Annotated in this window: 10 protein-coding genes; 9 read left to right on the top strand and 1 reads right to left on the bottom strand. The window is 63.6% G+C overall.

Annotated features, from left to right (window positions below; all coding sequences use genetic code 11):
- The first annotated feature begins 130 nt into the window (after window positions 1–130).
- The 9 genes from V6M52_RS09440 (at window position 131) to clpB (ending at window position 11,932) form a co-directional block, all read left to right on the top strand.
- Window positions 131–484 carry an ArsR/SmtB family transcription factor gene (locus V6M52_RS09440; protein WP_332700837.1) on the top strand — a complete coding sequence of 118 codons (354 nt, stop codon included), beginning with the start codon at window positions 131–133 and terminating at the stop codon, window positions 482–484.
- Window positions 474–986 carry an SRPBCC family protein gene (locus V6M52_RS09445; protein ID WP_332700833.1) on the top strand — a complete coding sequence of 171 codons (513 nt, stop codon included), beginning with the start codon at window positions 474–476 and terminating at the stop codon, window positions 984–986. The genes V6M52_RS09440 and V6M52_RS09445 overlap by 11 nt, the downstream gene beginning before the upstream one ends.
- 360 nt (window positions 987–1,346) lie before the next feature.
- On the top strand, window positions 1,347–1,661 hold the full coding sequence (locus V6M52_RS09450; protein ID WP_332700834.1) for a hypothetical protein: 315 nt from the start codon (window positions 1,347–1,349) through the stop codon (window positions 1,659–1,661).
- A gap of 307 nt (window positions 1,662–1,968) precedes the next feature.
- Window positions 1,969–3,237: an aspartate kinase gene (locus tag V6M52_RS09455; RefSeq protein ID WP_332689931.1), complete on the top strand. Its 1,269-nt coding sequence runs from the start codon at window positions 1,969–1,971 to the stop codon at window positions 3,235–3,237.
- Window positions 3,238–3,305: 68 nt separating this feature from the next.
- Window positions 3,306–5,573, top strand: a complete 2,268-nt coding sequence (gene ptsP, locus V6M52_RS09460) for a phosphoenolpyruvate--protein phosphotransferase (protein WP_332700835.1) — start codon at window positions 3,306–3,308, stop codon at window positions 5,571–5,573.
- Between the two features lie 519 nt (window positions 5,574–6,092).
- Window positions 6,093–7,169, top strand: coding sequence for a peptide chain release factor 1 (gene prfA, locus V6M52_RS09465; protein WP_332690817.1), 1,077 nt, complete (start codon window positions 6,093–6,095; stop codon window positions 7,167–7,169).
- 23 nt (window positions 7,170–7,192) lie between these two features.
- Window positions 7,193–8,047 (top strand): peptide chain release factor N(5)-glutamine methyltransferase, encoded by an 855-nt coding sequence (gene prmC / locus V6M52_RS09470; protein WP_332700838.1) that lies wholly within the window; start codon window positions 7,193–7,195, stop codon window positions 8,045–8,047.
- A gap of 340 nt (window positions 8,048–8,387) precedes the next feature.
- Entirely contained in the window at window positions 8,388–9,137 is a 750-nt protein-coding gene (locus V6M52_RS09475; RefSeq protein WP_332690814.1) for a DUF4167 domain-containing protein, read from the top strand.
- Window positions 9,138–9,316: 179 nt separating this feature from the next.
- Window positions 9,317–11,932, top strand: a complete 2,616-nt coding sequence (clpB, locus tag V6M52_RS09480; RefSeq protein WP_332690811.1) for an ATP-dependent chaperone ClpB — start codon at window positions 9,317–9,319, stop codon at window positions 11,930–11,932.
- A gap of 41 nt (window positions 11,933–11,973) precedes the next feature.
- On the opposite strand, the gene V6M52_RS09485 is transcribed toward clpB, so the two are convergent.
- The coding region (locus tag V6M52_RS09485; protein ID WP_332700836.1) for a tetratricopeptide repeat protein at window positions 11,974–12,906 on the bottom strand (933 nt) is incomplete at its 5' end.

Raw genomic sequence — 12,906 nt, forward strand, 5'->3', positions numbered from 1 at the left:
AGGCAAGGCGCGGGTGGTCGCAGGGAGCGAGACTGCAACTGCTGTAACCCGCGAGCTGCTCTCCGCAAGGCTACCGTCCCAAGCCTTTTCCACCCTTGCATATCGCTGGTCATCCATTATACTGAACTACATGGTTCAGTTTAATCAAGTTCGCTTTGATACGTCGTTCGCCGCGCTTTCGGATGCCACAAGGCGTGGCGTGCTTGAGCGGCTCGGGCGTTCCGACGCCTCGATCACCGACCTTGCCGAGACGTTCCACATGACCCTCACGGGCATGAAGAAGCATATCAGCGTCCTCGAACAGGCGGGGCTGGTCACTACCGAGAAGATCGGGCGCGTGCGCACCTGCCGGCTCGGCGTCAGCCGCCTTGAGCAAGAGGCGGAATGGATCGAGCGGTACCGCCAGCTTTGGGATGCCCGTTTCGACCAGCTCGACAAGGTCGTCGAAGAACTCAAACGCAAGGAGCAGAGCGATGGACAATAGGCAGGAGAATGGTTCGGTGCTGATCGGGGGCCGCACCACGGTGAAGCGGACATCCGAGCGCGAGGTGACGGCGACGCGCATCTTCGACGCTCCGCCCCGGATCGTATTCAAGGCCTGGACCAAGCCAGAGCTGTTCATGCGCTGGTGGGTACCCAAATCCCTGGGCGTGCCGCTGCGCTCCTGCGAGATGGATGTGCGCACGGGCGGCACCTACCGCCTCGAATTCGGCAATGACGCCGGAAGTAGCTGGGCCTTTTTCGGTACATATATCGAGGTGGTGCCGCCGTCGCGGCTCGTCTGGACCAATGACGAAGGCGAGAGCGACGGCGCCATTTCCACGGTGACCTTCGTGGAAGATGGCGGCAGGACGCTGCTGACCTTCAGCGAGGTTTATCCCACCAAGGAAGCGCTCGATGAATCCTTGGGCGGAATTGAAGGCACGCCCGAACAGTTCGAGCAGCTGGACGAACTGCTCGCCACCCTCGGCGCCGGCCGCGCGTGACCAATGCAAGGAGAACCCTTGTGAAGGCCGCGGGTGCCGCCGCCGCCGGATCGTTGACGGCCGTATGGTCCGGCGCCTGAAAGGCCAACATTGTACCGTTGCCGAACGTCGCGGGTTGGCGATCGAACGGCGGCGTCAAGCAGACCTTGGCCCGTTCTCCGGGGCGACCGTATCGCGTCCAGGAAGTGCTCGTCATCTCCCGAACAGCGCCAAGGGCACCAAGGGTCGCATCACAGAACGCAATCGAACGGTCCATGTCGTTCGTTCCTCGTTGATTGCGCCTCGGGTGCGGCGCAACTGCATGGCTTCACTGCGGGGCTGGGCGCTGTTATTTCTATTGGAACTGAATAGGAAGTTCCCATGCGCCCGGCCCTCGTCGTCTTGCTGCTCGTGGCTTGCGCCCCCGCTGGTGCGGCGGAGATTAGCCGCTGCGTCCTGCAGGTCGGAGGGGCAACCTACATCGATGGTCCCTGCGAGTATTCGGCGTTCGACGACGCCAATTTTCAGATCAGCGGGAAAGACTATTTTGCCTACGTGTATCCAAACAATGAGCCGGTGATGGGCTATTGGAACGGCGATCCGCAGGCTACTCACGCCCATGATCCATTGGGCGAGCTGCACCGAGATGGCGCATGTTGGTTGAACGACCAGGCCAAGGTCTGCGCCTACCGATAACTGTTCTGCTCGGCCCACATGGCGGCCCACTCGCCGACAAAACGCCGATCGGACTCACTTAGCGTCTGCGTCGAATTCGCCATCGTCACTATCCCGTAGCGCTTCGACTAAAAGTACTATCTGGGCAGCTTACAGGAACACGCCACCGAAAGCAGACGGGCAGCAAACCACCCCATTGCCGACGCCTGGTCACCGCTTGTGGCTTTCGACCATCCACCGTCCCCAGTTGATCCCTTGCCGCCTTTGTGGCATGGCAGCGCGCGAGATCAAGCGTACCGCCGGGTTCGGCAGGAGTTCGGGGAATAAATTGGCCCGTATCGTCGTCAAGTTCGGGGGCACTTCGGTCGCGACCGTTGAACGCATTCGTCAGGCTGCCCGCCATGTGAAGCGCGAGGTCGATGCCGGCCATGAAGTGGCGGTGGTTGTTTCGGCCATGTCGGGCAAGACCAATGAGCTGGTCGGCTGGGTCAATGAAGCCAGCCCGCTGCATGACGCGCGCGAATATGACGCCGTGGTCGCTTCGGGCGAGCAGGTAACCGCCGGACTGATGGCGATCGTTTTGAGCGAAATGGGCATCCAGTCGCGCTCCTTCGCCGGCTGGCAAGTCCCGATCCGAACCGACGATGCGCATGGCGCGGCCCGGATTACCGAGATCGATCCAACCGAACTCGACAAGCGGATGAAGGATGGCTGGGTGCCGGTGATCACCGGGTTCCAGGGCGTGTCGCCGCATGGAAGGTTGACAACGCTGGGCCGTGGCGGCTCGGACACCTCGGCGGTCGCCGTCGCCGCTGCGGTCAAGGCCGATCGTTGCGACATCTATACCGACGTCGATGGGGTCTACACCACCGATCCGCGCATCGTGCCCAAGGCGCAGCGACTGGCTCGCATATCCTTTGAGGAAATGCTGGAAATGGCCTCGCTCGGCGCCAAGGTGTTGATGATACGCTCGGTCGAGATGGCGATGGCCTACAAGGTGCGACTGGTCGTACGCTCGACCTTCGATGACCCCGATGCGCCACAGGTCGCGCCGGACGGTTCCAATACGGGCGTGCCCGGTACACTGGTTTGCGATGAGGATGAGATCGTGGAAAAGCAGATCGTTTCGGGCGTGACGCTCGCCAAGGCGGAAGCCAAGATCACCCTGCGCGACGTCAAGGACAATCCGGGCGTGGCGGCAGCCATTTTCGGCACGCTGGCCGACCAGGGCATCATCGTCGACATGATCGTGCAGAATATTGCCGACGATGGCGCCACCACCGACATCACCTTTACGGTGCCCGACAGCGAATATGACAAGGCGATCAAGACGCTCAAGGATGCGGGCGATCGCATCGAATATGCGCGGATTTCCGGCTCCAAGGGCGGGGCAAAGGTCTCTGTTGTGGGGGTGGGCATGCGTAGCCATGCGGGCGTTGCATCCTCGATGTTCAAGGCGCTGGCCGACAAGGGCATCAACATCCAGCTGATCACCACATCGGAAATCAAGACCTCGGTTCTGATCGACGAGCAGTATGCCGAGCTTGCGGTTCGCGCCCTCCATACTTATTACGGGTTGGACAAGAAGGACGCATAAGCTCCCTTAACCGGGATTGAGCCGCGTCCGACATAGGGGGGCGGCTTTGCGGGCCGTCTATAGGGGTAATGGTCACGACCATAGGCGGCCCACGGGTGCTGCTGCGGCAGTTGCGCGAGACGATGGCGGAGCCGCTGGCTTCGCAGGAGCGGCTCGACAAGATCGTGGGCCTGATCGCCGACAATATGCGCGCCGATGTGTGCTCGTTCTACGTGCTGCGCGACGACGGCGCGCTCGAGCTCTTCGCGTCCAAAGGCCTCGCGGCCGAATCGGTACACATGACGACGCTGCGGCTGGGCGAGGGCCTGGTCGGGCTTATTGCGGCAGAGGCCGAGCCGCTCAGCCTCGACGACGCCCCCAGCCATCCTGCTTTTGCCTATCGCCCGGAAACCGGCGAGGAGCGCTACAACGCCTTTCTCGGCGTGCCGGTGCTGCGGGCGGGCCAGACGCTCGGCGTGCTCGTGGTGCAGAATGCCGAGCAGCGCCATTATGGCGAGGACGAAACCGAAGCGATGCTGACTACGGCCACAATCCTGGCCGAGATGATCGCCACCTCGGATTTCGACAATCTGATCAAGCCGGGGTCCGATATCGATCTCAGGCGTCCTCGCATGTTTACCGGCGTCAGTTTTACCGACGGCATCGCGCTGGGCAGGGTGGTGCTGCACGACCCGCGCGTCGTGGTCTCCAATTTCATTGCCGAAGACACCGAAGCCGAGAAGGTGCGGCTGGAGACGGCGCTCGAGAAGATGCGCGTTTCGATCGACGCCATGCTCGAACATGGCGACATGCAGTCGACCTCCGATCACCGGGAGATCCTCGAAACCTATCGCATGTTCGCCAATGATCGGGGCTGGGTGCACCGGCTGACCGAGGCGATCGACAACGGGCTTTCGGCCGAAGCAGCGGTGGAGCGAGTGCAGAACGACACCCGCGCCCGCATGTTGCGCCAGACCGATCCCTATATTCGCGACCGCTTGCACGATCTCGACGATCTCGCCAACCGGCTGCTGCGCGTGTTGACCGGGGACGGCCAGGCGCTGGCGCGCAAAGCGCTGCCGGACAATGCTATTCTGGTGGCGCGCAATATGGGGCCGGCAGAGCTGCTGGAATATGACCGCAAGAAGCTGCGCGGCATCGTGCTCGAAGAGGGTGGCACCACGGCGCATGTGGCGATCGTGGCGCGCTCGCTGGGCATGGTGGCGGTGGGGCAGGCGCAATCGATCGTCTCGATGTGTGAAAGCGGCGACGACATCATCCTCGATGGTCCCGCCGGCATCGTGCATTTGAGGCCGACGCCCGATATCGAGCAGGCCTATATCGACAAGGTCAAGGTCACGGCCAGGCGCAGGGCGCATTATGCAGCGCTCAAGAACAAACCGAGCATCACCAAGGATGGCGTGCAGATCACGCTGCTGCACAATTCGGGGCTGGTTGCCGATCTGCCCATGCTCGACGACACCGGCGCGGCCGGGGTTGGCCTGTTCCGCACCGAATTGCAGTTCATGATCGCCAGCAAGCTGCCGCGGCTGGGCGAGCAGATGGAGCTCTATGCCGAGGCCATGGCGATCGCCGGCGAGCGGCCGGTGGTGTTCCGGCTGCTCGATATCGGTGGCGACAAGGTGCTGCCCTATCAGCGCTCCATGGCCGAAGAAAATCCGGCCATGGGTTTCCGCTCGATCCGGCTGGGTCTGGAACGGCCGGGGCTGCTGCGTACGCAGATTCGCGCGCTATTGCTGGCGGCCGACGGGCGGCCGCTCAAGATCCTGGTGCCCATGGTCACCGAGACGTTCGAGTTCCTACAGACCAAGCTGGTGGTGCAGAAGGAAGTCGAGCGGCTGCGCCGGCAAGGCAAGGCCCTGCCCAGTCGGTTGGAGCTGGGCGTGATGGTGGAAGTGCCATCGTTGCTGTTCGAGCTCGATCAGCTGCTGCCCGAGGCGGACTTTGTCTCCATCGGGTCCAATGACCTGGTGCAGTTCCTCACCGCGTCGGATCGCGCCAATCCGCGCGTCGCCAAGAATTACGACCCTATCGGCATGCCGCGGCTGCGGGCGATCCGGCTCGTGGTCGACGCGGCGCGGCGCTACAATATTCCGATCACCATGTGTGGGGAACTCGCGGGCAAGCCGCTGGAGGCGCTGGCGCTGATGGCCGTGGGCATGACGCGGCTGTCCATGGGGCCGGCGTCGATTGGGCCGATCAAGGAGCTGGTGCTCAATCTCGATCTCAAACCCATCCAGCTGTCGGTCGGTGCGGCGCTCAGCGATGGGGCCGATGGAGTGACGATCCGCCAATTGTTGCAGGAATGGATCGAAAGACAGAACCTGCCGGTCTGAGGGCAAACTCGATCTTACCCCACCCACCGGACGGCACCTCCCCCTTGATGGGGGAGGATGGGAGGGGGTGTGAGAGCCCCGATATCGGGGCCAATCACCCCCACCCTTGATCCCTCCCCACAAGGGGGAGGGTGTCGACTGCGCCATCAAACACCAACTTATCCCCCTCCCCAAAACCTGTGGCACACTCCTGCCCATCACCCCGCATGGGCGGCCTGCAGGCGAACAGTGGCGGGGTGAGCCGGGCGTGGCTTTTGCCTGCCGCGCAGGTTCGAGAGCCGGCCGCAACATGGCGAGCGTCCATGCTGCGCGATAATCGGTCCTGTTCCAAAAACCGGCACCCCGAGGCGGCTACCGTCTCATTTTTTAGTTTCCGGAGGCGATGGCCGCCTCGGGGTCCGTCCATCTCTTCAGTCCCGCAGGCGCCAGCGCCGTGCGGCACTTTGGGCTGCGCCATACTTGCAGTTCCCCACCGTTATCCCTAAAGCGTGCCTGCTCCAGACTTGAAAGATCTAGGCCATGGCATCTCTTCCCCAGGACAAGCTCGACGCGCTCGAGACGCGGTTTCAGTATGTCGAGGCGGCGCTTTCTGGCGGCGCGGGGCCGGACGAGTTCGTCAAGTTCTCCAAGGAGCATGCTGAGCTGGCGCCGATCGTCGGCGAGATCCGCGCCTATAACAAGGCGCAGCGCGACCGGGCCGAGGCGGAGGCGCTGCTCAAGAGCGGCGACAAGGACATGGCCGAAATGGCCGAGGCCGAGATCGCCGAGCTCGACGAGAAAATCGAGGACCTGTTCCAGTCGATCCGCATTCTGCTGCTGCCCAAGGACGAGGCCGACGAAAAGTCGATCATCCTCGAAATCCGGGGTGGTACGGGCGGCGACGAAGCGGCCTTGTTCGCGGGCGACCTGTTTCGCATGTATGAGCGCTATGCGGCTGGACACGGCTGGAAGGTCACGGTGATGGAAGAAAGCCCCGGCGAAATGGGGGGCTTCAAGGAAATCATCGCCAATGTGAGCGGCAAGGGCGTCTATGCCCGGATGAAGTTCGAGAGCGGCGTGCACCGGGTGCAGCGCGTGCCGGCGACGGAAGGCTCGGGGCGCATCCACACCTCTGCGGCCACCGTGGCGGTGCTGCCGGAAGTGGAAGACATCGACATCGAGATCCGCAGCGAGGATATCCGCATTGATACGATGCGGGCATCGGGCGCCGGCGGACAGCACGTCAACACCACCGACTCGGCTGTGCGTATTACCCACATACCGTCAGGGCTCGTGGTGACTTCGGCGATGAAATCGCAGCACCAGAACCGGGCGCAGGCCATGATCGTGCTGCGGTCGCGGCTTTATGAAATGCAGCGCGAGGAGCGCGACAGCGCCCGTTCGGCAGAGCGCAAGGGCCAGGTGGGGTCAGGGGATCGCTCCGAACGCATCCGCACTTATAATTTTCCGCAAGGAAGGGTGACCGACCACCGGATCAATCTGACGCTCTACAAGCTGGACAAGGTCATTGCCGGCGAGGCGCTGGATGAGTTGATCGAGGCGCTGATCACCACCAGCCAGGCCGAACAGCTTGCGGCGATGGAGACCGTCAACTGACCGAGGCGCCAAGCATCGGGGCGCTGTGGCGGGGGTGGCGCGATGTGCTGAGCCGGCTGGGATTTGCGAGCGCATCGCTGGATGCCAAGCTGCTCACCGGACATGCGCTGGGGCTGAGCGCACTGGAATTGGCGACGCGGGAAAACGAGCCGGCTGACGGCGCTGCCGCCGAGCTGGTGGCGAAACTGCTGCAGCGACGGATGACCGGCGAATCGGTGGCGCGGATTATCGGCGAGCGCGAGTTCTATGGCCTGGCCTTTGGGCTCAACGGCGCCACGCTCGAACCGCGGCCGGATACGGAACTGCTGGTGGATCTGGCGCTGGGCGCCTTGCCAGCGGGCGGGCGGCTGCTCGACCTGGGTACCGGAACGGGCTGCATTCCCATCGCCATCCTCGCCAATCAGCCCGATGCGCATGCCGTGGCGGTGGATCTGAGCGGACTGGCGCTGGAGGCGGCGCGCGCCAATGCCGAGCGGCATGACGTGGCCGGGCGGATCGGGTTTCTGGAAGGTAGCTGGTTCGAACCGCTGGCCACCTCTCCCTCTGGGAGAGGTGAAGAAAGCACGGGGCTCTTCGATCTCATCGTCTCCAATCCGCCTTACATCACCTCCGCCGTCGTAGAGACGCTGGCGCCGGAAGTGAAGGATTTCGATCCGCGCCTGGCGCTGGATGGCGGGCCCGATGGGCTGGCGCCGTATCGGATCATCGCGGCGCAGGCGGCCAACTGGCTGAAGCCCGGCGGGTGGGTGCTGGTCGAGATCGGCTTCGATCAGGGTGCGGCGGTCAGCGCCGTGTTTCTGGAGGCTGGCTTCGATGATGTCGCCATTCACACAGACCTCAATGGGCTTGACCGGGTTGTCGCGGCGCACCATATCTAGGGCAGTGCATTGTATGCCGCAGCGAGCCGCGTAATTAATGCTGGCAAAGACGCTGCGAACGTTATAGTTTGTCCCTAGCTGTCAACGGCGCTTCATGAGCGCCACGGCGACTAGCCACCCGACAAATCCTACCTGCTGCAAGGCGCAGCGCGGTTCCGGCAGATGCTGGAACGACGCGGGATGGGTTCGGAGCGCCGTCCGACGGTTTCGGTCTTCATGAAGCCAGATAGAGCCGGTTTGAGAAGCGCGATAGCTTTTCTCCGGATTGGCCCGATCAGGCAGTATGCCGGTCCGCCAACAGTGTGACGCTTATTTTTCTAGAGTTAGATAAAGCGACCAGATGAGACCCAATAATCAGAATAACAAGAACCGGCAGCGTGGCCGGAACGGTGGACGCAAGCACGTCAATCCGTTGTCCCGCAATTTCGAGAGCAACGGTCCGGACGTGAAGGTGCGTGGTAACGCCGCCCATGTCGCCGAGAAATATCTGCAGCTGGCCCGCGACGCGCAGTCGAGTGGCGATTCGGTGATGGCGGAGAATTATCTCCAGCATGCCGAGCACTATTTCCGCATCGTCTCAAGCGCCCAGCAGGCGCAAAGCGGCCAGCGCCCGGACGGGCAGGACGATGCTGATTATGATGACGATATGCCGGAGATGAACTCCCGCTTTTCGTCGCCGCAGCCCCAGCCGCAGCAGCAATATGTGCAGTCCGAGGGCGAAGAGCAGTCCGAGGGCGAGCAGCCGCGCCAGCAGCAGGGTGAACAGCGCCCACGCAACGAACGCCCGGAGGGCGAACGCCAGCAGCGCCATGAGCGCGGCGAACGTCGCGAACGTCCGGAACGCCAGCCGCGCCCAGAGCGCGCCGAAGGCGAAGTTGTTGCCAGCCAGCCGGCTGCGGCCAGCGACGAAGCCGCTCCCGTTGAGGCCGTCGGCGCCGAAGGCGAGGCGCGCAAGCCGCGTGAACGCCGGCCACGCCGTCGCCGTCCGGCGGGGGGCGATGGCGGGGCTGATCTGGCCGGTGCCGACCAGCCCGATGTCGGCGAATTGCCGGCATTCCTGACGGCGGGCACCACCAACGCCGCCGAATAGGCTGGATGAAATTATAAGAGGCCGGGCAGAAATGTCCGGCCTTTTCGTTTGAGAAAGCGCTCCCATATATCTCTTCGTGATGAAGCAGCGCCGAAAGTCGGGCGTTTCATTGCACGACGCTTCCGCCGCGTATTCCGGTGCCTTCGGGGCCGGGTCGCGGGCGAGACAAGGAGAGTTGCATGAATATCGAGAAGTATACCGAACGGGCCCGCGGCTTCATCCAGAGCGCCCAGACCATGGCGCTTGGCAAAGGGCACCAGCAGTTCACCCCACTGCATCTTCTGAAGGTCCTCTTGGACGACGACCAGGGTATGGCCAATGGGCTGATCGAGCGCGCGGGAGGCGATCCCAAACTGGCGCGCGCCGAGGTCGAGGCTGCTCTTGCCAAAATTCCCAGTGTCTCCGGCGACGCTTCGCAGCTCTATCTGAGCCGCGAACTGGCGCGGGTGTTCGATACCGGCGAAAGCGCCGCACAGAAGGCCGGTGATTCCTATGTCACCGTCGAGCGGCTGTTGCTGGCGTTGGTTGTCGAAAAGGACACCGACGCGGGCAAGATCCTGAGTTCGGCCGGCGTGACGCCACAGGGGCTCAATACGGCTATCGAGGCGATCCGCAAGGGCCGCACCGCCGATTCGGCTTCGGCCGAGAACAGCTATGATGCGCTCAAGAAATATGCGCGCGACCTGACGCAGGACGTGCGCGAAGGCAAGCTCGACCCGGTGATCGGCCGCGACGAGGAAATCCGTCGCACCATCCAGGTGCTGAGCCGCCGCACCAAGAACAATCCGGTGCTGATCGGTGAGCCCGGCGTGGGCAAGACCGCGATTGCCGAGGGGCTGGCCATCCGTATCGTCAATGGCGACGTACCCGAATCGCTCAAGAACAAGAGCCTATTGTCGCTCGACATGGGTGCGCTCATCGCCGGCGCGAAATATCGCGGCGAGTTCGAGGAGCGGCTGAAGGCCGTGCTCAACGAGGTCACCTCGGCCGAGGGGCAGATCATCCTCTTCATCGACGAGATGCACACGCTGGTTGGCGCGGGCAAGGCGGACGGGGCGATGGATGCGTCGAACCTGCTCAAGCCCGCCTTGGCACGCGGCGAACTGCATTGCGTGGGTGCGACGACACTCGACGAGTATCGCAAGCATGTGGAGAAGGACGCGGCTCTGGCCCGTCGGTTCCAGCCCGTATTCGTCGATGAGCCGACGGTGGAAGACACGATCTCGATCCTGCGTGGCCTCAAGGAAAAATACGAGCTGCACCACGGCATCCGTATTTCGGATTCGGCACTGGTGAGCGCGGCGACGCTATCGAACCGCTACATCACCGACCGCTTCCTGCCCGACAAGGCCATCGACCTGATGGACGAGGCGGCAGCGCGGCTGCGCATGGCGGTGGATTCCAAGCCCGAGGCGCTGGACGAACTCGACCGCCGCATCATGCAGCTCAAGATCGAGCGTGAGGCGCTGCGCAAGGAAGAGGACGAGGGCTCCAAGACCCGCCTCGGCCGGCTGGAATCCGAACTGGCGGATCTCGAGGAGCAGGCGCAGAGCCTGTCGACCAAATGGCACGCCGAAAAGGAACGCCTGCAGGGCGGGCAGAAGCTCAAGGAAGAGCTCGACGCGGCCCGCAGCCAGCTTGAAATCGCGCAGCGGCAGGGCGACCTGGCCAAAGCCGGGGAGCTCGCCTATGGCGTCATTCCCGAGCTGGAAAAGAAGATCAAGACGGCCGAAGCCCCCAATGGGGACGGCAAGATCGATCCGCTGATGGCCGAAGAGGTGGTGACGCCAAGTCATATCGCGCAGGTTGTGTCGCGCTGGACCGGTATTCCGGTGGACCGGATGCTGGAAGGCGAGCGCGAGAAGCTGCTCAAGATGGAGGACGCTCTTGGTGCAAGGGTCATCGGGCAGGCCGAGGCAGTTGCGGCGGTCGCCAAGGCCGTGCGCCGTTCGCGTGCCGGTCTGCAGGATCCGAACCGGCCGATCGGCTCGTTCATGTTCCTCGGGCCAACGGGCGTGGGGAAGACGGAGCTGACCAAGACGCTGGCGCAGTTCCTGTTCGACGATGAGACGGCCATGGTGCGGCTCGACATGAGCGAATTCATGGAGAAGCACTCCGTCGCCCGGCTGATCGGCGCGCCTCCCGGCTATGTCGGATACGACGAAGGCGGCGTACTGACCGAGGCGGTGCGGCGGCGGCCCTACCAGGTTGTGCTGTTCGATGAGATCGAGAAGGCGCATCCGGACGTGTTCAATGTCCTCTTGCAAGTGCTTGATGACGGGCGGCTGACCGACGGGCAGGGGCGGACGGTGGATTTCCGCAATACGGTGATCATCCTCACCTCTAACCTTGGTGCCGAATATCTGGTCGAGCTCAAGGACGGAGAATCGGTGGAGCTGGTGCGGGGCAAGGTGCTCGACATGGTCAAGGCGGCGTTCCGGCCGGAATTCCTCAACCGCGTCGACGAGATCCTGCTGTTCCACCGCCTGGGCCGTGAGCATATGGGGGCCATTGTCGATATCCAGTTCGGACGGTTGCAGCAGCTGCTCAAGGATCGCGACATTGTCCTCGAGCTGACGCCGCGGGCGCGGGATTGGCTGGCCAATGAAGGCTATGATCCGGCCTATGGCGCGCGCCCGCTGAAGCGGGCGATGCAGCGGGCGGTGCAGGACGGGCTGGCCGAGGAAATCCTCGGCGGCCGGGTCAGCGACGGCTCCAGCGTCTTGGTCGACGCCAATGATGAGGGCATCGTGCTGCTGCCGGGTGGTACGGGCGAGGCCGACGCAGCGGCATAGCAAAGACAAGGCCGGTCGCGAGACCGGCCTTTTTGTTGTCGTCAGTCGTGGGCTCCGAGCCGCGCCAGGGCATCCTCTGCGTCGGCGCTGCCTTCGGCGGCCGCCTGCCGATAAAGATCGATGGCCCGGTCGAGATCGATGGCGACGCCGTTACCGTTTTCGTGCAGTTCGCCCAGCAGGTAGAGGCCAAAGCCATTGCCGTCATCGGCCGCCTTGGTGATCCATTTCCGCGCGATTTCGTAATCCTGCGGGACGCCCAGGCCCCGGAAATAGAGATTGCCGATATTGGCCCTGGCGACGATGGAGCCGGCGGCGGCCGCCTTGCGGTACCATTCCATGGCCAGATCGAGGTCGACGTCGATGCCTTCGCCGACCTCGTAGCTGACCCCGAGGCTATTCATGCCGCCCGCATCGCCCTTTTCTGCCGCGCTCATGAAGAGCTGGGTGGCGCGTTCGTCGTTCTCGGCAACGCCATTGCCTTCGGCGTAAAGCACGCCGAGATTGACCTCGGCGACCGGCAGGCCCTGTTTGGCGGCGGCGGCATAGAGTTCGGCGGCGCGGCTCACATCCTGCGCCACGCCCTGGCCGCGCTCATAGCTGACGGCGAGACTGTTCTGTCCGGGTGCGAAGCCGGCAGCGGTTGAAGCTTCGAGCAGGGTGATGGCACGGGCCTCATCGACGGGGATACCGCCCAGGCCATCGATCAGGATATCGGCGAGCAGCTGCTGGGCGAGGGGATTGTCCGCGCCGGCTGCCGCTTCCAGCAGCGGGAGAGCCGCGTCATACTCGCCGTAGTAGAAATGAATGCGCGACAGCCAGGCCTTGGCCTGATCCGAAGTGGGGCTGGCGATAATGGCGGCGGCGCAGACCTCCTCAGCCTCGAGCAGATCGGCATCGACCGGAGCGACGCCGGTGGCTTCGAAGCCTGCCTCGAATGGGCTGGCGATCAGCGCGCCGCAATCGGCCACCTCGTC

Origin of the sequence: Devosia sp., assembly GCF_036676215.1 — a bacterium.
In the GTDB taxonomy this organism is placed as follows: domain Bacteria; phylum Pseudomonadota; class Alphaproteobacteria; order Rhizobiales; family Devosiaceae; genus Devosia.

Bases quoted from the DNA above. Each gene is read 5' to 3' on its own strand.
- V6M52_RS09440 (WP_332700837.1), top strand. From the start codon at position 131: ATGGTTCAGTTTAATCAAGTTCGCTTTGATACGTCGTTCGCCGCGCTT.
- V6M52_RS09445 (WP_332700833.1), top strand. From the start codon at position 474: ATGGACAATAGGCAGGAGAATGGTTCGGTGCTGATCGGGGGCCGCACC.
- V6M52_RS09450 (WP_332700834.1), top strand. From the start codon at position 1,347: ATGCGCCCGGCCCTCGTCGTCTTGCTGCTCGTGGCTTGCGCCCCCGCT.
- ptsP (WP_332700835.1), top strand. From the start codon at position 3,306: ATGGTCACGACCATAGGCGGCCCACGGGTGCTGCTGCGGCAGTTGCGC.
- prfA (WP_332690817.1), top strand. From the start codon at position 6,093: ATGGCATCTCTTCCCCAGGACAAGCTCGACGCGCTCGAGACGCGGTTT.
- V6M52_RS09475 (WP_332690814.1), top strand. From the start codon at position 8,388: ATGAGACCCAATAATCAGAATAACAAGAACCGGCAGCGTGGCCGGAAC.
- clpB (WP_332690811.1), top strand. From the start codon at position 9,317: ATGAATATCGAGAAGTATACCGAACGGGCCCGCGGCTTCATCCAGAGC.